The 23,068-nt window shown below is 62.9% G+C and carries 23 protein-coding genes, 1 tRNA gene and 1 pseudogene; 14 read left to right on the forward strand and 11 right to left on the reverse strand.

Going from position 1 to position 23,068, the window contains the following annotated elements:
- Positions 1 to 2: 2 nt before the first annotated feature.
- The 4 genes from J6524_RS03000 to J6524_RS03015 all read left to right on the forward strand — a co-directional run bounded on the left by J6524_RS03000 (position 3) and on the right by J6524_RS03015 (position 4,140).
- Positions 3 to 1,103: an ABC transporter ATP-binding protein gene (locus tag J6524_RS03000; protein WP_225668824.1), complete on the forward strand. Its 1,101-nt coding sequence runs from the start codon at positions 3 to 5 to the stop codon at positions 1,101 to 1,103.
- A 30-nt stretch (positions 1,104 to 1,133) separates the two neighbouring features.
- Positions 1,134 to 2,123, forward strand: coding sequence for a hydroxyacid dehydrogenase (locus J6524_RS03005; protein ID WP_225668825.1), 990 nt, complete (start codon positions 1,134 to 1,136; stop codon positions 2,121 to 2,123).
- A gap of 61 nt (positions 2,124 to 2,184) precedes the next feature.
- On the forward strand, positions 2,185 to 3,609 hold the full coding sequence (locus J6524_RS03010) for an amidase (RefSeq protein ID WP_225668826.1): 1,425 nt from the start codon (positions 2,185 to 2,187) through the stop codon (positions 3,607 to 3,609).
- A gap of 120 nt (positions 3,610 to 3,729) precedes the next feature.
- Positions 3,730 to 4,140 carry a hypothetical protein gene (locus J6524_RS03015; RefSeq protein ID WP_249789250.1) on the forward strand — a complete coding sequence of 137 codons (411 nt, stop codon included), beginning with the start codon at positions 3,730 to 3,732 and terminating at the stop codon, positions 4,138 to 4,140.
- A gap of 21 nt (positions 4,141 to 4,161) precedes the next feature.
- Here J6524_RS03015 and J6524_RS03020 read toward each other — a convergent pair.
- Positions 4,162 to 4,254 (reverse strand): annotated as a pseudogene (locus tag J6524_RS03020) (DUF1993 family protein); the annotation flags it as partial.
- Between the two features lie 283 nt (positions 4,255 to 4,537).
- On the opposite strand from J6524_RS03020, the gene J6524_RS03025 reads away from it, so the two are divergent.
- Both J6524_RS03025 and J6524_RS03030 read left to right on the forward strand, forming a co-directional pair.
- Positions 4,538 to 5,377 (forward strand): DUF2147 domain-containing protein, encoded by an 840-nt coding sequence (locus tag J6524_RS03025; protein ID WP_225668828.1) that lies wholly within the window; start codon positions 4,538 to 4,540, stop codon positions 5,375 to 5,377.
- 134 nt (positions 5,378 to 5,511) lie between these two features.
- Positions 5,512 to 5,865 carry a hypothetical protein gene (locus J6524_RS03030; RefSeq protein WP_225668829.1) on the forward strand — a complete coding sequence of 118 codons (354 nt, stop codon included), beginning with the start codon at positions 5,512 to 5,514 and terminating at the stop codon, positions 5,863 to 5,865.
- Here J6524_RS03030 and J6524_RS03035 read toward each other — a convergent pair whose 3' ends face one another.
- The gene (locus tag J6524_RS03035) at positions 5,866 to 6,270 is read right to left on the reverse strand and encodes a (R)-mandelonitrile lyase (protein WP_225668830.1); all 405 of its coding nucleotides are present in this window, start codon (positions 6,268 to 6,270) and stop codon (positions 5,866 to 5,868) included. It lies immediately after the preceding gene.
- A gap of 24 nt (positions 6,271 to 6,294) precedes the next feature.
- Positions 6,295 to 6,993 carry a ribonuclease activity regulator RraA gene (locus tag J6524_RS03040; protein ID WP_225668832.1) on the reverse strand — a complete coding sequence of 233 codons (699 nt, stop codon included), beginning with the start codon at positions 6,991 to 6,993 and terminating at the stop codon, positions 6,295 to 6,297.
- Between the two features lie 286 nt (positions 6,994 to 7,279).
- Here J6524_RS03040 and pxpB point away from each other — a divergent pair, with 286 nt between their 5' ends.
- From pxpB to J6524_RS03055, 3 genes are read left to right on the forward strand one after another with little or no spacing between them, the layout of a single operon-like run.
- The gene (gene pxpB / locus J6524_RS03045; protein WP_225668833.1) at positions 7,280 to 8,011 is read left to right on the forward strand and encodes a 5-oxoprolinase subunit PxpB; all 732 of its coding nucleotides are present in this window, start codon (positions 7,280 to 7,282) and stop codon (positions 8,009 to 8,011) included.
- A complete protein-coding gene (locus J6524_RS03050; RefSeq protein ID WP_225668834.1) occupies positions 8,008 to 9,063 on the forward strand; it encodes a 5-oxoprolinase subunit C family protein in 1,056 nt (351 codons plus the stop codon). Before pxpB ends, J6524_RS03050 begins: the two co-directional genes overlap by 4 nt.
- Positions 9,064 to 9,101: 38 nt before the next feature.
- Positions 9,102 to 9,878, forward strand: a complete 777-nt coding sequence (locus J6524_RS03055) for a LamB/YcsF family protein (RefSeq protein WP_225668835.1) — start codon at positions 9,102 to 9,104, stop codon at positions 9,876 to 9,878.
- Here J6524_RS03055 and J6524_RS03060 read toward each other — a convergent pair.
- The 5 genes from J6524_RS03060 to J6524_RS03080 all read right to left on the reverse strand — a co-directional run bounded on the left by J6524_RS03060 (position 9,875) and on the right by J6524_RS03080 (position 15,690).
- Positions 9,875 to 10,027 carry a hypothetical protein gene (locus tag J6524_RS03060; RefSeq protein WP_197423201.1) on the reverse strand — a complete coding sequence of 51 codons (153 nt, stop codon included), beginning with the start codon at positions 10,025 to 10,027 and terminating at the stop codon, positions 9,875 to 9,877. The genes J6524_RS03055 and J6524_RS03060 overlap by 4 nt on opposite strands.
- A gap of 179 nt (positions 10,028 to 10,206) precedes the next feature.
- Complete coding sequence (locus tag J6524_RS03065) at positions 10,207 to 11,808, reverse strand: sulfite reductase subunit alpha (protein WP_225668836.1); 1,602 nt, start codon at positions 11,806 to 11,808, stop codon at positions 10,207 to 10,209.
- Entirely contained in the window at positions 11,805 to 13,589 is a 1,785-nt protein-coding gene (locus tag J6524_RS03070; RefSeq protein ID WP_225668837.1) for a NirA family protein, read from the reverse strand. Before J6524_RS03070 ends, J6524_RS03065 begins: the two co-directional genes overlap by 4 nt.
- 347 nt (positions 13,590 to 13,936) lie before the next feature.
- Positions 13,937 to 15,103 (reverse strand): CmpA/NrtA family ABC transporter substrate-binding protein, encoded by a 1,167-nt coding sequence (locus J6524_RS03075; RefSeq protein WP_225668838.1) that lies wholly within the window; start codon positions 15,101 to 15,103, stop codon positions 13,937 to 13,939.
- Positions 15,100 to 15,690: an ANTAR domain-containing response regulator gene (locus tag J6524_RS03080; RefSeq protein ID WP_225668839.1), complete on the reverse strand. Its 591-nt coding sequence runs from the start codon at positions 15,688 to 15,690 to the stop codon at positions 15,100 to 15,102. The genes J6524_RS03075 and J6524_RS03080 overlap by 4 nt, the downstream gene beginning before the upstream one ends.
- 244 nt (positions 15,691 to 15,934) lie before the next feature.
- Here J6524_RS03080 and J6524_RS03085 point away from each other — a divergent pair, with 244 nt between their 5' ends.
- From J6524_RS03085 to J6524_RS03100, 4 genes are all read left to right on the forward strand, one after another.
- Positions 15,935 to 16,174: a hypothetical protein gene (locus J6524_RS03085; RefSeq protein ID WP_225668840.1), complete on the forward strand. Its 240-nt coding sequence runs from the start codon at positions 15,935 to 15,937 to the stop codon at positions 16,172 to 16,174.
- A gap of 74 nt (positions 16,175 to 16,248) precedes the next feature.
- Positions 16,249 to 17,568 carry a 30S ribosomal protein S12 methylthiotransferase RimO gene (rimO, locus tag J6524_RS03090; protein WP_225668842.1) on the forward strand — a complete coding sequence of 440 codons (1,320 nt, stop codon included), beginning with the start codon at positions 16,249 to 16,251 and terminating at the stop codon, positions 17,566 to 17,568.
- 299 nt (positions 17,569 to 17,867) lie between these two features.
- Entirely contained in the window at positions 17,868 to 19,064 is a 1,197-nt protein-coding gene (locus J6524_RS03095) for an acetylornithine transaminase (protein ID WP_225668843.1), read from the forward strand.
- Positions 19,065 to 19,098: 34 nt separating this feature from the next.
- Positions 19,099 to 19,175 (forward strand) — tRNA-Arg (locus J6524_RS03100).
- 48 nt (positions 19,176 to 19,223) lie between these two features.
- Here J6524_RS03100 and J6524_RS03105 read toward each other — a convergent pair.
- From J6524_RS03105 to pcsA, 3 genes are all read right to left on the reverse strand, one after another.
- On the reverse strand, positions 19,224 to 20,198 hold the full coding sequence (locus J6524_RS03105; protein ID WP_225668844.1) for a quinone oxidoreductase family protein: 975 nt from the start codon (positions 20,196 to 20,198) through the stop codon (positions 19,224 to 19,226).
- A gap of 73 nt (positions 20,199 to 20,271) precedes the next feature.
- A complete protein-coding gene (locus tag J6524_RS03110; protein ID WP_225668845.1) occupies positions 20,272 to 21,012 on the reverse strand; it encodes a TerC family protein in 741 nt (246 codons plus the stop codon).
- Entirely contained in the window at positions 21,009 to 21,743 is a 735-nt protein-coding gene (gene pcsA, locus J6524_RS03115; RefSeq protein WP_225668846.1) for a phosphatidylcholine synthase, read from the reverse strand. The genes J6524_RS03110 and pcsA overlap by 4 nt, the downstream gene beginning before the upstream one ends.
- 134 nt (positions 21,744 to 21,877) lie before the next feature.
- Between pcsA and J6524_RS03120 the strand changes: the two genes are divergently transcribed.
- A complete protein-coding gene (locus J6524_RS03120; RefSeq protein WP_225668847.1) occupies positions 21,878 to 23,068 on the forward strand; it encodes a UbiH/UbiF family hydroxylase in 1,191 nt (396 codons plus the stop codon).

Here is a 23,068-nt window from a genome sequence, read left to right on the forward strand (position 1 = left end):
TCATGGCTGACGTGACGTTGCGGAAGGTCGTTAAGCGCTATGACGAGGTGGAGGCGGTGCGCGGCATCGATCTCGACATCGCCGACCATGAGTTCGTCGTGCTGGTGGGACCGTCGGGTTGCGGGAAATCCACCACGCTGCGAATGATCGCCGGCCTGGAAGACATCTCCGACGGCGACATCATGATCGGCGGCGACATCGTCAACGACGTTCCGCCGAAGGATCGCGATATCGCGATGGTGTTTCAGAACTACGCGCTCTACCCCCACATGACGGTTGCGGAGAACATGTCGTTCGGCCTGCGGCTGAAGCGCTATCCAAAGGCCGAGATCAAGAGCCGGGTCGACGAGGCCGCGCGCATGCTCGACATTGTCGAACTCGTCGACCGCAAGCCGAAGCAATTGTCCGGCGGCCAGCGCCAGCGCGTCGCCATGGGCCGAGCCATCGTGCGTAACCCAAAAGTGTTTCTGTTCGACGAGCCGCTATCCAACCTCGACGCCAAGCTTCGCGTACAGATGCGGATCGAGATCAAGAAGGTGCACCAGAAGGTCCGCACCACGACGGTTTACGTAACACACGACCAGGTGGAGGCGATGACGCTGGCCGACCGTGTCGTGGTGATGAACCATGGCCGAATCGAGCAGATCGGCACGCCGAACGAGCTCTACCACAAGCCGGCAACGAAATTCGTCGCCAGCTTCATCGGCTCGCCGGCCATGAACTTCATCCCCTGCCGGCTGGAGGATGTCGCGGGCAAGTTGCACGTTCGGCTTACCGATCGCCTCGCCTTCCCACTGCCGCTTGCCCGCGCCGTCCGCTACCAGAACGTTCCGCGCACCGAAAATTTGCTGCTCGGGCTGCGGCCAGAGCATATCACCGAGGCCAGGCCGCATGCCCAGCCGGGCGTCGAGACATTCGACACGGTGCTCGATGTCACCGAGCCGATGGGAATGGAAACGCTGATCTACTTTACGCTGGAAGGCACGCAGGTCTGCGGCCGGGTCAATCCCAACGCCGATGCACACGATGGCGCCCCCTTCCGATTGGCTGTGGACCTCAACAATATGCACCTGCTAAACGAGGTGACCGGCGTCGTCCTTTGACGGCGCACCAGTGAGACTTAAGGGCAGGGAATGACTACCAACAAGAAGAAAATCTTCGTCACGGAATCGATGTCGCAACAGGGAAGAGCGCTGCTTCACGCGCGAGAGGACATCGAGCTCGTCGAATTTCCCAACATGATTTCGCAGGAGGATTTCAACGCCAAGCTGAAGGAGCACGCGCCGGTCCATGGCGTCGCCCTCGGCGGCACCCGCTTCGGCGAGCCTGAGCTCGAATCCTCCAAGGATATGTTGGTGGTGACGCGGATCGGCGTCGGCTTCGACGCGGTCGACGTCCCTGCCCTCAGCCGCCGCAAGGTCCCGCTGATGGTAGCAGGCACGGCCAATTCGCCTTCTGTCGCCGAACACGCGCTGTTCATGATGCTAACCCTCGCCAAGCGCGCGACCGAAATGCATTCGCTGGTCAGGGACGACAAATGGGCTGATAGGCTCGGAATGCTGCCCTATGACCTCTTTGGTAAGACGGTCCTCATCGTCGGGTTCGGTCGCATCGGCACCCGCACCGCCAAGCGGTGCCTCGCCATGGAAATGAACGTCCTGGTTTTCGACCCCTATAAATCCCCCGCCGATATCAAGGCCGCCGGCTGCGAGCTGGTCGCTGACCTCAACGCTGCGCTGCCACGCGCTGACTTCGTCACCATCCATTGTCCGAAAAATCCGGAGACAGTCGGCATGTTCGATGCCGAGAGGCTGAACCGGATGAAGCCGACGGCCTATCTGATCAACACGGCGCGCGGTGGCATTGTCGACGAGGCGGCCCTGCATGCAGCTCTAACGTCCGGCAAAATTGCCGGCGCAGGGCTAGACGTTTTCGAGCAGGAGCCGCCGCCGGCCGGTCAGGCGCTGCTGGCCCTGCCGAACGTCATCATGGCGCCGCATGTTGCTGGGGTCACGGTGGAAGCCGTGGACCGGATGAGCGAGCAGACCGCCCGTAACATTTTGAGCGTGCTGGATGGCGATCCGCTACGCCAGAACGTGATCAATCAGGACGTGCTCGGCTAAGTCCGTCGTCAATGATCTGGGCCTGGCCGCTCGATCGATCGGCTGGCAAGGAGGTGCGCGCATGGCTTTCAAGGAATACGGCAATTACGACGCTGTCGGGCTTGCGGAGCTGGTTCGGAAGAAGCAGGTCTCGGCCAGGGAATTGCTCGACGAAGCCATCGCGCGCACGGTGAAGGTTGATCCGCAGATCAACGCTGTCGTGGTCAAGCATTACGACTATGCCGAACGTCAGATCGCGCGGGGCCTGCCCGACGGGCCCTTCACCGGCGTACCTTTCCTCCTGAAGGATCTGGATCTCCTTGAGGGCACGCGGACGACGTCAGGCGCGACGGTTCTGAAGGATTTTGTGGCTGATCATACCGGAACGCTCGCGCAGCGTTTCCTCGATACCGGCGTCTCCATCTTCGGCAAGAGCTCCAGCCCCGAATTCGGTCTGATGCCGACGACGGAGTCGCGCCTGTTCGGGCCCACCCGCAACCCCTGGAATCTCGAGCATTCCTCCGGCGGTTCATCCGGCGGCGCGGCGGCGGCGGTTGCCGCCCGTATCCTCCCCGTCGCGCATGCCAGTGACGGTGGCGGCTCGATCCGGATCCCAGCCTCCGCGTCCGGCGTGTTCGGCCTGAAGCCGACGCGAGCCCGCAATCCGCTCGGCCCCGATCGCGGCGAAGGCTGGGGTGGTTTTTCCTGCGGCCATGTCGTGAGCATCAGCGTGCGCGACAGTGCTGTCATGATGGACGCGATCCATGGCCCTGAAGCGTCGAGCCCCTATGTCGCGCCGCCGCCGGAGCGGCCGTTTTCGCAGGAGGTCGGTCGCGATCCCGGCCGGCTCCGCATCTCTTTCACTGACAAGTCACCGTATGGCGACGCCATCGATCCGGAAATCGCGGCCGCGGTGCGTGAGACCGCAAGCCTGCTGGCCGGGCTTGGCCACCACGTCGAGGAACGTGCGCCGAAACTTCCCGCGGATCCGGCCGCGACCATCACTACGATCGTCGGCGGCAACACCGCGCTGACGGTACGACTGCTCGAGCAGAGGCTCGGCCGGGAGATGACGGACAAAGATATCGAGAACCTGACGCTGGCGCATGCACACAACGCGAAGAAGGTCACCGCGACCGACTATGTCGCCGCCCAGCTCAGTGCTTTCCAGATATCACGCGCGCTGGCGACCTTCTTCGAGGGCTGCGACGTCTTCCTGTCTCCGACATTGTGTGCGCCGCCGCTGCGCATCGGCGAGCTCAATACCATGTCGAACGATCTGTCTCACATTGCCCCGATCCTGCGCCGCTACATGCCTGGCACCTCCATGTTCAACATGTCCGGACAGCCGGCGATGTCGGTGCCCTTGGCATGGAATAAGGCCAGACTGCCGCTCGGCTTGATGTTCTCGGCCAAATTCGGGGACGAGGCCACTTTGTTCCGGCTGGCCGGTCAGCTCGAACAGGAGCGCCCTTGGAAGAACAGAATACCGCCGGTGTGCGCCTAGTCGCGCCCCAAAAAAGCCACGGATTGACAAAGCCCGGCTTTACTCGGAAGCAAGGCAGGGGCCCGGGGCGGCAATGGACACTGATTCCGCAAACGGGCTCGATCCGGAGGCTGAATCGTGATGCCAAGCGACCCCACCGACAATGCCCTGGCGACTATCGCCAGCATTCTTGACCCGCCTGACGCCCGTCGCGAGCCCGAAAAGGCTGCGGTCACCGAGCCAAAGCCTGCAATCCCTCCACCGCTCCCAACGACCCCACCGCCGATCGAGGCTCATGGTTACACCAAGTTCGGTCCCGGGCCGATGGCCGCGATCCGCTTCAAATGGACCGTCCGTCTCGACAACGGCAACTACTATGTCGACGAGACCATCGGAGACAATTCCGCACCGGTCGTCAGCGGCCCGATGTCGAGGGAAGCCGCGATCCAGATGGTGGACGACCGCGAGAGCGATGCCCGCCGGCGTTTCGAGCAATTGAAGAGCGAGATGACCGGACGGGCTACCGCCAACAAAGGGAACGGTGGCGCGTAGGCTTCCACGCTCGCTTGATGGCTATCTCGGCGGCCCCAAGAAGTCCTTCTTGGCCAGATCGACGCCCGCATGACGCAGGATGTCGTACGCCGTCGTGACATGAGAGAAGAACTGCAGCGATTTACGGGAGAGCGGCATGTGGCTGCACATCGGTTTGGAGATGGCAGCATTGGAAAAATCTATGCCGCCAGGCTCGATTGATTTCCGGCTGGAACGGACTGTTGTTGCAGGAAATTGACCGCCAGTTGGGCGCTATTTTAGACTGCGGCGGTCGAATTGAACCAATGCCGCTAGTACACGACTTAATAGTTTGAAAGTGATCTGGATCACGTTGGATGAAGCTGCCGCTGCGTAGAAGCTGCAGGAATTCGGATTCCCTGCTCAGGAGGTCGTCATAATGAAGAAGTGTCTCGCTGTTGCTGTGCTCTTGCTGGCGACCAGCGTCACCGCCGCGCAGGCCCAATACACGTTCGAGTATAACGGCCGCACCATCACGATCGATCCTGATCGCGGCACTGTTTCCATTCCCGGCGTCTACGACAATACCGGCAAGAAGAAGCGCCCGCGTGGCGAGGAAGGCGATCTCGATCGCCCGGCCAAGAAGACGCCGCAGCAGGCTAAGACCGCCCCGCAGGCTACACCCGAATCGACAACTCCAGCCGCACCGGCACCGGCTGAACAGGCAGCCACTCCGGCGACTCCGCCAGCGCCTACCGCCCCTGCTCCGTCTGCTCCTGCCGCTCCTACGGCTGCACCATCCACCGCAACAGCAGCCGTTGCGCCGGCTGAAGCTACCGCGCCTACGCCAGCAGCGCCGGCCGCTCCTCAAGTGCCGCAGAGCGCCGCGCCGGCAGTACCGCCCGCGCCTGCTCCCGCACCAGCACCATTGCCGCCGCAACAGCAGGCCGCCGTCCCGCCCCCTTCGGCGCCACCGGCGGCGAACTCACCGGTCGGCGTGTGGCTGACGGAGGAGAAGGAAGGCAGGGTGCGTATTGAGCAGTGCGGCCCCAATCTCTGCGGCTATGCCGTCGACAAGAAGTCGAACCAGAACGGCGAGCAGGTGCTGATCAATATGAAGCCCGGCAAGGACAAGTGGAGCGGCCGGATTCTCGATCCGAATAGCGGCAGCACCTACGATTCCACGATCGCGATGAAGGGCACCGATACCCTGCGCGTTCAGGGCTGCGCCTTCGGCGGCATGTTCTGTGGTGGCCAGACCTGGACCCGCGTCAACTAACGGGCCACCAACCGCCTCCCATTCAACAAGAGCCCCGCCACAACACGGGGCTTTTTCAGACGCGTGATAGCAATCACGGTCGCCCCTGAACCGCTGTGAGAAACCTGATCGTGTCCAAACCAAAGGGGCACGTCATGGGAAAGCATCGGAAATCCGCAGCCACCGCTTCACTGCTTGCTATGCTCGCCTTTGCGACACCATCCGCAGCCGCGAAGTTCGACGGCGACTGGAATGTGCAGATCAGCTCCTCGAGCGCCGCCTGCATCAGCGGTGCGTCGGTCTCGATCGGCATCAGCAACGGCCAGGTCGCATCGAACACCGCGGCTGTAACGGCATCCGGACGCGTCGCCGAAGCCGGCGCGATCCGCGTAACCCTTGCAAGCGGCATGAAGCGCGCGGTCGGCTCCGGCGTTCTCACAGGCACGTCGGGATCGGGCACCTGGCGTGCAGCCTTGTGCTCCGGTACCTGGACCGCACAGCGGGTCTAGCTAGCCGACCGCAGCAGAATATTCCTCGTCGGTGACATGCTCCATCCAGTTGGAATAGACGCCGTCGAGCGCCTCCTGCATCGCGATGTGAGTCATGCTGTTTTCCGGTGAAGCGCCGTGCCAGTGCTTCTCATTCGGCGGTATCCAGACGACATCGCCGGGACGAATCTCCCTGATCGGACCTCCCTTGGCCTGCACCCGGCCGACGCCGGAAATGACATAGAGCGTCTGGCCAAGCGGATGGGTGTGCCAGGCAGTGCGCGCACCGGGCTCGAAAGAGACGCGCGAGCAGTTCAGACGCGCTGGCGCAGGCGCCATGTTGATCGGATCCTGCAGTACCGTGCCGGTGAAATATTCAGCCGGCCCTCGCCGGGTCGGCCGGCTGCCTGCGAGATGAATGTCCATGAAGTGATCTCCCCTTCTTCCGACTTATTTCTTCGAAGCGGCGTAGCGCGCCTTGGTCTCGGCGTTCATCGGATAGAGGCCAGGTAGTACTGCGCCGTTATTCACCTCGTTGACAATCCAGGCTTCCATCCGCTCCTGCTCCGGACCTTCGGCCAGCACGTGATCGAGCAGCGCCTGCGGGATCAGCACCGCGCCGTCCTGGTCGGCGACGATGATATCGTTCGGAAACACCGCAACCCCGCCGCAGCCGATCGGCTCGCCCCAGCCGACAAAGGTCAGCCCGGCGACCGACGGCGGCGCCGCGAAGCCATCGCACCAAACCGGGAGATTGGTGCCGAGCACGCCCTCGACGTCGCGCACCACGCCATCGGTGATTAGCGCCGCAACCCCGCGCTTGACCATGCGGGCGCACAGAATGTCGCCAAAGATGCCGGCATCGGTGACGCCCACGGCATCGACCACGGCGATGCAGCCAGCCGGCATGGCCTCAATCGCGGTGCGGGTCGAGATCGGTGAGGACCATGACTCAGGCGTTGCCAGATCCTCGCGCGCGGGCACGAAGCGCAGCGTAAAGGCCGGTCCGACCAGCCGCTTCTGGCCGGGCCGCAGCGGCTTGGTGCCGCGCATCCAGACGTTTCGCAGTCCCTTCTTGAGCAGAACGGTCGTGATGGTGGCGGTGGACACGCCGGACAGGGTTGCGATGGCTTCGGGGGTCAGGGACATCTGGTCTGCAGGCTCCGGAAAGATGGATGAAAAGGTAGCGCATCTTGCGAGGCGCGGGCACCGCGTCAAGGGCTAGTGAGCGGCGTCGCGATCACAACATCTTATCATCGGCGTGCAGATTAATTTATTGAACTTACTTGCTGATTTCCCGTGAAGCGAATTCCACTGGCGCCGAAAACAGGCTACAGGTTGCAGGCAGCACACGAGCATGATCCGGAAAAGTGGATACCGGTTTTCCGAAGAGAGATCATGCTCAAAACCAGAGCTGCAAGACAGTCTAGAGGCCATGGCCACGACGCTATCCCCGCCCCGCCTTTTGCCGAGTGGCGACAGCGCCATCACGGTGGAATTCAGCCGGAACATCGACGATGCCGCCAACCGGCGGGTGCTGGCCCTCGACCGTGAACTGGCTGCAGAACGCATAGCCGGCGTTACCGAGACCGTGCCGACCTATCGCTCGCTGCTGGTCCACTACGATCCCGTGCAGATCGATTTCGATAAGCTCGGCGAGAAGATTCTCGCGCTCGCGCAGCGCCCGGTGCCGGCAACGACAAAGACCCGGCGCTGGCGCATTCCGGTTGTCTATGGCGGCGAGCACGGCATCGACCTCGAGGACGTCGCCAAAACCCTCAACACCACGCCCGATGAGGTCGTGGCGCGTCATGTCGCCGGCGACTACCGGGTTGCCATGATCGGCTTCACGCCCGGCTGGTCCTATCTCAGCGGCCTCGCCGATTCCCTGCATATGCCGCGGCGGCAGAATCCGCGCCTGCTGACGCCGGCCGGCACCATCTCGATCGGCGGCGTGCAGACCGGCGTGCAGTGCCTCGCCGGCCCAAGCGGCTGGCATCTTCTGGGACGGACCGCGGTCCGCACCTACCAGCTCCATCGCGATCCGATTTTCCTGCTCGAGCCCGGCGACAACGTCACCTTTACGGCAGTCGATGCCAAGACGTTCGCGGAGCAGGACCGCGCCGCCGAAGCCGGCGAATTCGTTGCCGAGCAGATCGCCCCATGAGCAAGCTTGTCATTGCCTCGATCGGCCCGGCAAGTTCGGTACAGGACGGCGGACGTCCCGGCGCCCAGCGTTACGGGCTGGTGCCGAGCGGCGCAATGGACCGGCTGGCGCTGGCGGCTGCAAATACGCTGGTTGGCAATGAGCCATTCGCGGCGGCCGTCGAAGTCGGTCCGTTCGGCGCAAAATTTACCGCCCGCGGCGGAGCCGTGCGCGTCGCTGTGACAGGAGCCGCGCGCAATGCCGACATCGCCGGCCGCACCGTGGCGCCGGATACGTCCGCAACGCTTGCCGATGGCGAGACCCTGACGCTCGGTTTTGCCCGCGGCGGCTCGTTCAGCTATCTCGCGATCGAAGGTGGGATTGCCGGTGAGCCGACGTTCGGCAGCCTTGCCGTCAACGCGCGTGCCGGCCTCGGCAGCCCCTATCCGCGTCCGCTGCAGGCTGGCGACGAGTTGCAGACGAAGGCCGCAAGCGGCGCGCCGGAACGGCGGATCGAACTGCCCGCGGCAACCGATGCGCCGATCCGCGTGGTCTGGGGGCCGCAGGATGACGAATTCGCCGACGAGACCAAACAACTGCTTATCGATAGCGAATGGAAGATATCGGCGACCAGCGACCGCATGGGCTACCGGCTCGAAGGCCCCGTGCTCAAACATCTCCACGGCCACAACATCGTTTCCGACGGTACCGTCAATGGCAGCATACAGGTGCCCGGCAATGGCCAGCCGATCGTGCTGATGCCGGACCGTGGCACCAGCGGCGGGTATCCCAAGATCGCGACCGTGATTTCGGCCGACCTCGGGCGATTGGCCCAGATCCCGGCCGGACGTCCCTTCCGCTTCCGCGCCGTCAGCATGGCGGAAGCCCAGGTGGAGGCGCGCAAATTTGCAGAGCTGCTGCGCACCTTGCCGGAGCGGCTGCGCGCAATCGAAAACGTTGATCTCAACATCGACGCGCTGCACGATGCCAATGTCGCGGGCCACGCCGTCAACGCGGTCGATGCCGGAACCTGGCACGCAGCATCGCTTGCGGATGCAGCAGGGCCGGATTGACGGGACAAAAAACCACTCACGGGAAGCGGACCAAGAACATGACAACCATCGACCTCAATTGCGATCTCGGCGAAGGTTTTGGCGCGTGGGAAATGGGCAATGACGCCGCGATGATCGAGCTGGCGACGTCGGTGAATGTCGCCTGCGGCTTTCACGCCGGCGATCCCGACATCATGCGCCGCACGGTTGAGCTTGCGAAAGCGCGCGGCGTCAGCGTCGGCGCACATCCCGGATATCGCGACCTGCACGGCTTCGGCCGGCGGCCGATCCCGGGCTTGAAATCATCGGAGATCGAAAACCTCGTCGCCTATCAGATCGGCGCATTGCAGGCCATTGCGACCGCCGCCGGTTACAAGGTCACCCACGTCAAGGCGCACGGCGCGCTCTCCAACGTCGCCTGCGAGGACGACATGACCGCGAAAGCGATCGCTAGCGGCATCAAGTCGGTCGATCCAAACTTGGTCTTCGTGGTGCTCGCCAATTCCAAGTTGGTGCAGGCCGGCGAAGCCGCCAACCTGCCGATGGTGCACGAAGTGTTCGCCGACCGCGCGTATGAAGACAACGGCTCGCTGGTGTCGCGCAAGAAGCCCGGCGCTGTGCTGCATGATGCGAAGGAAATCGCGGATCGTGTAGTGCGGATGGTGCAAGACGGAGCGGTCGTCTCAGTCACCGGCAAGGTGATCAAGATGCGCACCGACACCGTCTGCATTCATGGCGACACCCCAGGCGCGGTCGATATCGCGCGCAGCGTGCGTCAGGCATTGAAGGATGCGGGGATTACGGTCGCGCCGTTCAAAACGGCGCTCTCATCCTAGAACGGATGGACCGAGAGCGTACCGAACACGATGGCGGCAATGAGCGCGAACGCGCTGTAGAGCGCGGCGATATGAAAGCCGGTGCCGGAACGGCGGGACACCGAACGTGCGTAAAGGTGCAGGCGGGCTTCCGCCGATAGTTCGCGCATGGTCGATCTCCAACGCAGCATGGAGTGCATATGGAATATCGATCGCGCCGGGATGCAAGATATCGGCGAAAATAGCGATGCGGGCGCTCCAACCCGCTGCAATTCGAGGGGAAAATTCCCTTTCTCCCGCTCAAAGCGAGAATTTTATTCGGACCGATTTGGGCTAGTTGGAACCCCGATTAGTAAACGTCCTGCTGGAACCTGCCCTTCTTCTTGAGCTCCCCGACGAAGCCGACCGCCTCGTCCGTAGTCCGGGCGCCGAACTGGGCGACGATGTCGACCAGCGCGCGCTCGACGTCCTTGGCCATCCGCTTGGCGTCGCCGCAGACGTAGACGTGAGCACCCTCGGCAAGCCAGGTCCACAATTCGCGGCCGACCTCGCGCATGCGATCCTGTACGTAGAACTTCTTGTCGCCGTCGCGCGACCACGCCAGCGATAGCCGCGTCAACAAGCCCGACGTCTTCATTGCATTGAGCTCGTCGGCATAGAAGAAATCGCAATCGCTGCGCTGATGGCCGAAGAACAGCCAGTTCTTGCCGGGAGCGCCGGTAGCACGGCGATCAAGCAGGAATGCACGGAACGGCGCGATGCCCGTGCCGGGACCAATCATGATGATCGGCGTTTTGGGATCCTGCGGCAGGGCAAAGCCATGGGCCTTCTGCACATAGACCTTCAGTTCGTCGCCGGGATTGATGCGCTCGGCGAGGAACGTCGAAGCAAGACCCAAGCGTTTGCGCTTATTGATCACGTAGCGCACGCAGTCGACCGTCAGCGACAATTTTCCGGGCGTTGCATTGTGCGACGACGAGATCGAGTAGAGCCGCGGCTGCAGCGGCTCCAGCGCCTCGACGAAAGCTTCGGGATGCGGACGCACGCCGGAAAATTTTTGCAGCACCGCCATCACGTCCAGCGTCGCGGCGTCGCCGTCGGGATCCTCGCCCTGCGCCAGCGCCCGCGCCTTCTCGCGGGTAGCACCGCCGGTCAGATACGAGATCAGTTCGAACAGCGAGTCGGGTGCCGGCGACAGAGAGACATCGTCGATCAGGACTTCGCGCAGCGTCTTGCCGTTCACTTTGGTGGTGTGAGAGGCGCCGAGCAGTGCGATGATCTGGTCCACCAGCCCGACATCGTTGCGCGCGAAAATGCCGAAGGAATCGCCGACGACATAGTCGAGGCCAGAGCCGGACAGATCGAACTCGATGTGCCAGGTCTCCTTTTCCGATCCTTCCTTATTTAAGAGGCGGCGCGACAGGAAGGTGGCCGCGACCGGATTGTCACGCGACCGTCCGGGCTCTGCCATCGCTGCCGGCGGAGCCGGTGCCGCTGCTGGCGCGGATGACGGTACGGACGGCGCCTTGTCGAGCTCCTCATACAGCGACTTCAGCATCCGCGCGGTTTCCTTGCCGCCGGGGACGCAGAGGTTGAGCCGCTTTTCGCTCTTGTTTGCGATCGCTTCCGAATAGTTGTGGCAGTCGTAGCCGCACTGACCGCAATCCTGCTGCGCCATCGCCGCCATCATCCGCCGCCGCAGCGGACGGCCCTCGGCGAGCTTCATGCGCTCGGCCATCGGCATGGTCTGGTCGTGCCAAGGCGCCTCGCCGTCATCGCCATCGCCGGCCGCGCCTTGCATGACGGCGGCGCCCTGCTCTGCCGACAAGGGCGTCGGGGCGTCGGCCAATAGTCCGGCAAAGAAACCGTTCAACCAGGAGCGCTGTGCCTCGGAGAACGGCGCGGTGGAGGGAATGATCTCGATCTTCGGTGGCGGTGTGATCTGGTTCATGAGGACACCTCGGCATCCGCAAGCTTGCGCAAGCTCTCGCCGTCATAGCGGCGCGCAAACGACAGGAACGTCTCATCGGGCGATGCGCGATGGGTGAGATAGGCTTTCAGCAGCTTTTCGACGGTCTTCGGAGCATCCTCTGCCTTGAGGTCGCGATAGATCTCCTGCCCGACATCGGCGTTAGGACCAAAGCCGCCGCCGGCAAAGAGGTGATAGCCCTCGACGGTGTCGTCATCCTCGCCGACGGGAACGCGCGCTGCGATCAGGCCGATATCGCTGATGTAGTGCTGCGCGCAGGAGTGATGACAACCGGTGACATGGATATTGATCGGCGTGTCGAGGGCGACGCGCGGCTCGCACCAGTCGCCAATTTCGGCCGCATGAAGCTTTGTGTTCGAAGCCGCAAACCGGCAGCCGGCATTGCCGGTGCACGCGACCAGGCCGGCGCGGATGTGAGAAGCTTCGACCGCAAGCCCGATTTTCCTGATCGCAGCGACTGCAAGCTCGACATTCTCGTCGCGCACGCCCGGTATCAACAAGTTCTGCCAGACCGTCAGGCGGATATCGCCGTCGCCGAGATCCTGCGCGACCTTCGCTAATCCGCGCATCTGCTCACAGGTGACCTTGCCAAGCGGCAATGATACACCGATCCAGTTCAGCGCTTCCTGCTTCTGCCTGTGCACGCCGATATGCGCCATGCGGTCGGCGGCCGGCCGCGGCGCGAGCGCTTCCGGCGGCACGCGCGTGAACGGTTTGCCGAGCCGCTCTTCGACCAGTGCGAGGAATTTCTCGTGCCCCATCCCGTCGAGCACGTATTTCAGCCGCGCCTTGTTGCGGTTGGTGCGGTCGCCGAGGTCGATGAAGATACGGACGATGGCATCCGCCACCTTGGTGGCCTCGGTCGGCTTCACGATGATATCGGTGTACTTGGCGAAATCCTTGTGGCCGGTGATGCCGCCGATCCCGAGGCGAAACCAGATGCCGGGCTCCGCGCCAAAGCCGTCCCGCACCTCGACCGCCGTGAAGGCGATGTCGTTGGTGTCTTCCAGCGCCGCGATCTTGCCGGCGCCATCAAAGGCGACGTTGAATTTGCGCGGCAGGCCGTAGAGCGAGCGGTCGTTGAGGATGTGATAGTGCCACTCGCGGGCATATTCGCGGGTATCGAGCAGCTCCTGCGGATCGATCCCTGCCGTCGGCGTCCCCGTGACGTTTCGGATGTTGTCTGCGCCGGTGCCGCGCGAACAGAGGCCGAGGTCCTGAATACCCTCGATCAACGCCACCGCATGCTTAGGAGGAATTTCACGGACCTGCAGATTGGCCCGCGTGGTAACGTGGCAGAATGGTCCGCACAGCCGCTCGGCGAGATCGGCTAGGCCTGAAAACTGCCAGTGTTTCACGATGCCGTTCGGGATGCGCAGCCGACACATGTAGGAGTCCTGCGCCGGCGCGACGTAGAACAGGCCGTAATATCGCCAGCGGAAATTATCCGCCGGACTAGGCGGCGCATTGTCGAGCGCCTGCTGCTTCAGCCGCGGATAGGCATCGAACGGATGCTCCTCGCGCTTGAACTTTTCGGGATCGGCGAGCTTCTTGCCGGAAGCGATGACCTTGTCCTGCGCCTTTATGTGCGCGGCATCCGGCCCGGTCGGTTCGGCATTGCCCCTGCCCGCATTGCTACCGAGGCTACGCCCGACCCGGCTGATCTGCAGGCCCGCGGTAAAGCCCTCGAGATAGCGCTTCTGCTCGTCGGTGAAGTCGACTGAGAGCGTTTCGATTTTCATGTGCGACGAAGCTCCTGCGGCCACCTTGGGTGGCGTCAACGAATGGCATTGACCGCTTGGGAAATCGGCTCGGCGCAGTGGCCAGCCGAAGTTGCAGGCGGTCCGACCAGCTTCGTTGCTGCGGAAATCCATCTTGGACATCGGTCAGCAGGCTTCAGCGACGAGCCGACCGCACTGCAACATTCAAGTTGCGTGCCACACGGGCTCAAATAAATTGTTGATGTGTTTCAAAGCGTTCCGAGGGCGACCTCGAAACTATGAAGCGCGCTTCACTGCCGCTTCGCAGGCATTATGCCCAATAATTGGGCGCATGCGACTTTTGCCTAATATTGCTTCAGTCGGATCACTCAAGGCTTCCAGCGGCCGATCTTGAACGCCGCCAGATGGCCCGCGATGTCGTCCGGGTTAAACGCAGGCCCCACAAAGGCGCCGATGCCGCCAGAGGAGTCGGAGGACGCATCCGGCCGTCCCATGGCGGTATCGTAGAGCTCCGGCCTGAACACGCCCATAGCGGTCCGCAGCGCATCCGGCCGCATCTCCGTCTGTCCCCAACGCACCATCTGGGCATAGAGCCAGGCGGCCTGCGCGGGGTCGGGTCGGCCCGCCCCCTCGCGTCCGACCAGAAGATAGCGACTGCTTTCACGCAGGGCGCCGTCGGGTGAGACCTTGAGCCGGCCATCGAGGGTGCGCTGGATCACCTCTGCATCGACGCCGATCCGCTGGGGCCGGGCCAGGATGTGCGCGGCTTCCGCACGGTTTTCAGGATGCTCGATGAAATCGGCAGCCTTCGCCGCGGCCCGCGTCAGCGCCGCCAGCACCTCCGAATTCTTCTCCGACCAGCTCTGCCTGACGGCGAGCACCTTCTCCGCAGCGCGGACCAAAATATCGGACGAGAAATGCAGGATGTGGCCGACGCCGAGATCGACGGCGATCGAGTTCCAGGGCGCGCCGACGCAGAAGGCGTCGACTTGGCCATTGGCGAGGCTGTCCACCATGTAGGGCGGCGGCAATACGACGAGGCGCACGTCCTCGTCAGGGTCCACCCCGCCCGCCGCCATCCAGAAGCGGAGCTGGTAATTATGGGTGGAGAACGGGAACGTCATGCCGAAGGTCAGGGGATCTGCCCCGCTCTTTCGCCGCTTCGCCACAACGCGGGCGAGCGCCAGCGCGGTCGCCATGGGATCCAGCGCGTCGCCATCGATCTCGCTCATGATGGCGGCATGCAACGCCGGCGACACCGTGATCGCATTGCCGTTGAGACCCAAATTGAACGGCGCCACGATCGGCACCTTGATGTGGCCAAGCCCGAGGCTGGACGCGATCGCCACCGGCGCCAGCAGATGCGCGGCGTCGAACATGCCGATATTGAGCTTGTCGCGGACATTGGACCACGACACTTCCCGAACCAAGGTGACATCCAGCCCTTCGGCAGCGGCAAAGCCCTTGTCGACGGCGATGATCAGCGCGGAGGCGTCGACCAGCGGAATGAAGCCGATACGCAGCGGTGTAGTCATTTCAGCAACTCCGACGCGGTCAGGATCGACTGCGCGATCTCGCCGATCTTCTTTTTCTCGCGCATCGCGGTGGAGCGCATCAGCACATAAGCCTCCTCTTCGGTGAGGCCTTTCACCTTCATCAGAATGCCCTTGGCGCGATCGATCACCTTGCGTTCCTCGAGCGCCGACTTGGTGCGATCGAGCTCATCCTGCAGCTTGGCGAAGGCATTGAAGCGGGAAATGCAGAGGTCGAGGATCGGCTTGATCCGCTCCTTCTTCAGGCCGTCGACGATGTAGGCGGAGACGCCGGCCTCGACGGAGGCCTGGATCGAGGCCGCGTCGCTCTGGTCGACGAACATGGCAATCGGCCGCCGCACCGCGCGGCTAACCTGGAACATCTGTTCCAGAACGTCACGGCTGGGGTTTTCCAGGTCGATGAGGATGACGTCGGGGTCGAGCGCATAAATCCGCGCCAAAAGGCTCTGCATCTCGCTGATATGCACGACACCGGTATAGCCGGCCTCCCGCAACCCCTCTTCCAGGATTGCGGCCCGGATCGGGCTTTCGTCGACAATCACGATTTTCGGCGACGACTCAGCGCTCATCGATCAACTCTTTAACCCGGCAGGGCTTCCATAGCACGTCAGAAGGCCGCGCAAAGCCTTGTAATTGTGAGTAATTGGGACTAGTTCGTGCCCATCAATCAGGCAGATTTAGATATGCAACAGGCCGCCGCGCCCAAGATCAGCTTTGTTTCGCTTGGGTGCCCCTGAGACAACGAATGTAAACTCTTTGAGCCTCTCACTCCCAAAAGAAAAGTGATGCGGGTCATGCGGTCTGAAAATGGCGATGAGCTCAGAAATTGAACGGCTGATCCAAGCATTCGTGTCCGGCACGGACTGTTCAATCGATGCTGCGAACGAGATCGAGGTTGCCTTGGATGATGGCTTTCCGGACGATGACTATGTGCAACAAACTGTTGAAATGCTGGCGATGTATCGGCCTGAGGGTGGGCAATTCCTGTTCGATACGATTGCTATGACACGACGACTGATTGAGACCATCGAGCACCTGCGGAAGACCGCTTAGCCTGCGGGCAGATCGACGACCATTGGTTTAGACATAGCGCCTCAACAACCTAGACATATCCACGAGCCGATTACATGGAAAGAGCGCCGCGCATTAGCTTCCACAGCCTTGGTTGCCCCAAGGCGCTGGTGGATTCCGAGCGCATCATTACGCGGCTGCGCGCCGAAGGCTATGAGCTGGCCCGCAAGCATGACGGCGCCGACATCGTCATCGTCAACACCTGCGGCTTCCTCGACAGCGCCAAACAGGAATCGCTCGGCGCCATCGGCGAGGCGATGGCCGAGAACGGCAAGGTCATCGTCACCGGCTGCATGGGCGCGGAACCTGAGCAGATCGAGGCCGCCTATCCGGGCGTACTCTCGATATCAGGCCCGCAGCAATATGAGAGCGTGCTGGAGGCGGTGCACCGTGCCTTGCCGCCGGTCCATAACCCGCACCTCGATCTGGTGCCGCCGCAGGGCGTCAAGCTGACGCCGCGGCACTACGCGTATTTGAAGATTTCCGAGGGCTGCAACAACCGCTGCAGCTTCTGCATCATTCCGAAGCTGCGCGGCGACCTGGTGTCGCGTCCGGCCAATGACGTGCTGCGCGAGGCGGAGAGGCTCGTCAAAGCCGGCGTCAAGGAATTGCTCGTGATCTCGCAGGACACGTCAGCCTATGGCGTCGACGTGAAATACGCGGAAAGTCCGTGGAAGGATCGCCAGGTCCGCGCCAAATTTTTTGACCTCGCCAGAGAGCTCGGCGAACTCGGCGCCTGGGTCCGACTGCAATATGTCTACCCCTACCCGCATGTCGACGAAGTCATCGGCCTGATGACCGAGGGCAAGGTCCTGCCCTATCTCGACATTCCCTTCCAGCACGCGAGCCCTGAAGTCCTGAAAGCGATGAAGCGTCCCGCCGCGCAGGAAAAGACGCTGGCGCGGATCAAGAAGTGGCGCCAGGAATGTCCTGACCTGACGCTGCGCTCGACCTTCATCGTCGGCTTCCCCGGCGAGACAGATTCGGATTTCGCCTACCTGCTCGACTGGTTAGAGGAGGCCGAGATCGACCGGCTCGGTTGCTTCAAATACGAGCCGGTGGCCGGCGCCGCTTCCAACGCGATTCCCAACGCGGTGCCCGACGAGGTCAAGCAGGAGCGCTGGAACGCGCTGATGGCCCGGCAGCAGAAAATCTCCGCCCGCCGCCTCAAGCGCAAGGTCGGCACAAGGCAGCAAGTCATCGTCGACGAAGTCGGGCCGACGGTTGCAAAGGGTCGTTCAAAGGCCGACGCGCCGCAGATCGACGGCGCGGTCTATCTCTCCAGCCGTCGGCCGCTCAAGGTCGGCGAGATCGTCACCGCGAAGATCGAGCGGTCCGATCAGTACGATCTGCACGGCAGCGTCGCGGGGTTCTAAGCCGCAAGCCACACATTCGGGCGACGGACGGGATCGGCTGATTTCGCAACCTTGCGGCGAGCTCCCGCTTGACACCGCTGCCCGTTCGGCTGTATGGGCCATCGCCATGAAACTGAACCGGACCAACCGCCGCGCCTGCCTGCGTCGTCGCTCCCGCGACGACGATGGGGCGCGCCATGTCCGACGACAACGCTGATTAGCTAGTTTCAGCCAAGTTTTCGAGAAGGCCGCACCCTCAAAAGTGCGGCCTTCTTGCGTTTCGGCCTGCCCCTTCCCCAAAAACCCCAGAGGAGATCGACATGACCCACGCTGCCCAACCGTTCGACGCGCTGATGAACATCACCGCCCGCCCGCAGGCCGTGTTCGTCCGCGGCGAAGGCGCGTATCTCTGGGATGACGCCGGCAAGCGCTATCTCGATTTCATGCAGGGCTGGGCCGTCAACTGCCTTGGCCATTCGCCGCCGGTCGCCGCCGAAGCCCTCGCGGCTCAGGCAAAACTGCTGCTGACGCCGAGCCCTGCCTTCTACAACGGCCCCAGCCTCAAGCTGGCGCAGGCGCTGGTCGAGAAGAGCTGCTTCGATCAGGTATTCTTCGCCAACTCCGGCGCGGAAGCCAACGAAGGCGCCATCAAGCTCGCGCGGAAATACGGCAGCAAGCACAAGAACGGCGCCTTCGAAATCATCACCTTCGAAGGCGGATTCCACGGCCGCACCCTCGCGACCATGTCGGCATCGGGCAAGAAGGCGTTCGAGCCGCTGTTCGAGCCGAAAGTGTCTGGCTTCCGCAAGGCCAAGCTCAACGACCTCGACTCAGTGAAGGCGCTCATCTCGGATAACACGGTCGCCGTGATGCTGGAGCCGATCCAGGGCGAAGCTGGTGTGTGGCCGGCAACCGATCAGTTCCTGAAGGAGCTGCGTGCGCTGACCAAAGAGCACGGCCTGCTCCTGATCGTCGACGAAATCCAAACCGGCATGGGCCGGACCGGCAAGCTATTCCATTATGAGCATGCCGGCATCGAGCCCGACATCATGACGCTCGGCAAGGGCATCGGCGGCGGCGTGCCGCTCGCTGCCTTGCTCGCGACCAAGGAAGCCTCGTGCTTCGAGCATGGCGACCAGGGTGGCACCTTCAACGGCAATCCGTTGATGTGCGCTGCCGGGCTTGCGGTGCTCGAGGAGGTTTCGAAGCCGGCTTTCCTGAAAGCGGCCGCGGATGCGGGCCTGTTCCTGGAAAGCGAGTTGCAGAAATTGTCGGCGCGGCATGGTCTCGGCGAAGTCCGCGGCCGTGGTCTGTTGCTCGCGCTCGATCTGAAGCTGCCGATCGGTGCGGCGGTCGTGGCCGAAGCGTTTGCGGACGGCGTGCTCATCAACTCGCCGCAGCCCGATGCGCTACGCTTCATGCCGGCGCTCAACGTCACGCGTGAAGAAATATCGCTGATGATCGATTGCCTCGACGCGATCCTGGTCAAGGCAGGTGCGGCGAGACGGGTGGCGTAGACAGGTCAGATCAGATCGCAGCCGATGATGGCGTGGTTCCGTAGCTCAATTGGATAGAGCACCGCGTTGCGGACGCGAAGGTTCGAGGTTCGAGTCCTCGCGGGACCACCACGTTGCTGGGCTAGCTCGTCCGGCAAAGTGCTTGCGACTATTGCACCTCTATGGCCGCAAGATCGCCGCCCCCGTCGTCGCGCGGCTCTCCAGCTCGATATGCGCCCTCGCCGCATCCTTCAGCGCATAGGCGTGGTTGATCGGCACGTGCAGTTTGCCGTTGATGACGGCGGCAAACAGCGTGTCGGCGCCCTCGAGCAATTCCTTGCGGGTCGAGACGTAGTCGTTGAGCTTCGGCCTCGTCGCGAACAGCGAGCCGTGATTGTTGAGCTCGGCGAGCGGGAACGGCGGCACCGGGCCGGAGGCGTTACCAAAGCTGACGAACAGGCCACGTGGCCGCAGGCACGACAGCGAGCCCGGGAAGGTGGTCTTGCCGACGCCGTCATAGACGACGTCGCAGAGTTCGTTGCGGCTGATCTGCTTGACCCGGGCCACGAAGTCTTCCTCGTTGTAGAGGATGACGTGATCGCAGCCATTGGCGAGCGCGAGGTCGGCCTTGGCCTTGGAGCCTACCGTGCCGATCACATGTGCACCGAGCGCCTTCGCCCACTGGCAGGCCAGAAGGCCGATGCCGCCAGCGGCGGCGTGGATCAGCACCCGATGGCCCGGCTCGACCTTGAAGGTCTTATGCAGGAGATACCAGACCGTCAGGCCCTTGAGCATCAGCACTGCGCCCTGCTCGTAGGTGATGTGGTCGGGCAGCTTGACCAGCTTGTCCGCCGGGATCACCCGCTCGCCGGCGTAGCCGCCGAGCGTAAAGTAGTAGGCGACACGATCGCCGGGGTGGAAATTGGTGACGCCCGGGCCGACGGCGATGACCTCGCCGGCCGCTTCGTTGCCCGCGATGAACGGCAGTCCCGGCGCCTTGTAAAGGCCGGTGCGGAAGTAGACGTCGATGAAGTTGAGGCCGACGGCGTGCTGGCGGATGCGGACCTCGCCCGCTGCAGGCGCCGGCACCTCCACGTCTTCATACACCAGGGCTTCCGGACCCCCTACCTTGTGGACGCGCACGGCCTTGGTCATGACAGTCTCTCCCTCGGTATTTTCTGGAACGCCCAACCTGAAAGGCGAAACGAAAGCCATCGCCGGCCGGATGTCAACTCACCTGCCGGCTTCTGGCGGCCCTCCTGCGGTTGCGCCGGGCGAGCACATTGAACAGTTCGACGGAGGCCGCGAACAACATGGCGAAATAGATGTAGCCGCGCGGGATATGGAATTTGAATCCGTCCGCGACCAGCGCCACGCCGATCAGCACCAGAAACGCCAATGCCAGCATCTTGGTTGTCGGATGATCGGCCACGAACCTCGCTACAGGGCCGGAGGATATGTACATGACGGCGCACGCGATCACCACTGCCGCGATCATGATTTCGAGGTCCTGCGCCATGCCGATCGCGGTGATGATGGAGTCCAGCGAGAACACGATGTCGATGACGATGATCTGCATGATCGCCCAGAAGAATACGCTGGCTTTCGGCTCGGTGTCAGGCTCGCCGTGGCTGGCCTCGACCTCCGCATGGATCTCATGCGTCGCCTTCGCGATCAGGAAGGCGCCGCCGGCGATCAGGATGATGTCGCGCCAGGAAAATTCGATGCCTCTTACGGTCACGATCGGCTCCGTCAGGCCGATCAGCCATACCAGCAGGCTGAGCAGAACGATCCGGAACACCAGCGCCAGCAGGAGGCCGATCTGGCGCGCGCGCTTGGCCTGCACCGGAGGGATCCGTGACACGATCACCGAAATGAAGATGACGTTGTCTATGCCGAGCACGATCTCCAGTGCAGTCAACGTCACCAGCGCCGCCCAGGCTTCCGGGCTCGTCAATAATTCCATCATGCTCTGAACGACTTTATTGTCCGGATCACGGCGTCACTTCCTATGACATACGCCCCAATGGCGCAAAGCGCGGCAACGACGGGCGCGCCCACATTGAAGTCACGGATGAGTGTGTAGATTGCAAGCACGGCTCCGATTGCCATCAGCCACAAGGTCAACCAGCGCAGACGCACCACTCGGATCGGGTGCAGCACATGAAAGGGCGCAAATGTCAGCGCGATCAGAACTGCGATGCCGAGGCTGGAAAGCGCAGGTGGCAAGTGCAGCAAGAACAAATAAAACGCCGCGGCGTTCCACAGCGCCGGAAAGCCGCGGAAATGATTGTCTGACGCCTTCATGCGCTTGTCCGCAAAATAAAGCGCACCCGACACCATAATGCCGATGCCGAGAATTGGTGCCGCCAGCGGCAGTAGCAGCCCACTCGCCGTGATGGCATAGGCGGGAACGAAGACATACGTCACGTAATCGACGACGAGGTCGAGCACGTCGCCCGACCAGTTCGGCTGCAGCCGCTCGACATCCAGCTTTCGCGCCAGCGGGCCGTCGATCGCATCGACGATCAGCGCGACGCCAAGCCAGCCGAACATGCTGGCCCAATGCTCGCGCACGGCTTCCAGCATCGCAAGCAACGCGATCCCAGCCCCCATCGCCGTGAAGATGTGTACGGCGAAGGCTGCGGTCCGCATTCGGCCGGTCGCCGGGACGGAATCTGGCTTTGTGCTCTGGTCCATTGCTTGCGCAGTGCTATCAGGAATCGCTACGATTTGCATATCGCCGTTTGCGGCGTTCCGCCGCGCGAATGGGTGGAAACATTTCGGCCAGTTGATGGCTTGAAAAAGCTGGCCCGAATGTCAATTGTCCCAATATGAACGATGCATCGCAAGTTTATGACGCCGCCGTGATCGGCGGCGGGCCGGCCGGGTTGACCGCGGCGATCGCACTGGCCGCAACGGGTGCAAGAACCGCCCTGCTCGCGCGTCGCGTGCCCTATGCCGACAACCGCACCACGGCGCTGCTGGGGGCTTCCACCGATCTGCTCGAACGTCTGGATGTCTGGTCCCGCTGCCGGGACAAGGCCGCCGCCCTGCGGACCATGCGCCTTGTCGACGATACTGGCCGGCTGATCCGCGCGCCCGAGGTGCGCTTTGCCTCGGAGGAGATCGGCCTCGAACAGTTCGGCTACAACATCGACAACCGCTCGCTCATGATCGCCCTGGAAGAGCGCGCCGCCGAGCTTTCGAACCTCACCCGATTTGACGATGAGGCGGCAACGATCGACCCGCAGGATGAGGTCGTCACCGTCTCCACCGGCAAGGGCAAGCAGATCTCCGCCCGGCTGGTGATCGGCGCCGACGGGCGGCAGTCACCCTCCCGCAAGGCGGCCGGAATCGGAATCAGCCGCCGCGACCTGCATCAATCGGCGCTGACCTTTAACGTCAGCCATTCGCGGCCGCACAATGGCATCTCCACCGAGTTTCACACCGCACAAGGTCCGTGCGTATTCGTCCCCCTGCCGGGCAACCGCTGCAGCGTGGTGTGGGTAGCGACGACCAGGGAGGCTGAGCGGCTGATGTCGCTCAGCGACGACGAACTATCGGAGGCTGCGGAAAAGCAGTCGCACTCCATTCTTGGCCATATCGAGGTAGAAGCCGGGCGCAACCTGTTTCCGCTGACGATCGAGCGCCCCGAGCAATTTGCCAGCCACCGCGTCGCGCTGGTTGGCGAGTCCGCCCATGTGGTGCCGCCGATCGGCGCGCAGGGCCTCAACATGGGCTTGCGCGATGCCGCCGACATCGCTGAAATCGCAGGGAATGCGATCTCGCGCGGGGAAGACCCGGGATCGCCGGCAGTGCTGGCGCGCTATCAATCCGCAAGACGCGCCGACGTCGCGAGCCGGCTGATTGCCATCGACGTCGCCAATCGTTCATTGCTCAGCGATTTCCTGCCCCTGCAATCGCTGCGCGCGGCGGGCATGCACCTGCTTGGCTCATTCGGCCCGCTACGGCGGCTCGCCATGCGCGAGGGGCTGGCGCCAACCTGGAAGCGCGTGAGCTAG

The sequence above is a fragment of the Bradyrhizobium hereditatis genome, from assembly GCF_020329435.1.
Lineage (GTDB): Bacteria > Pseudomonadota > Alphaproteobacteria > Rhizobiales > Xanthobacteraceae > Bradyrhizobium > Bradyrhizobium hereditatis.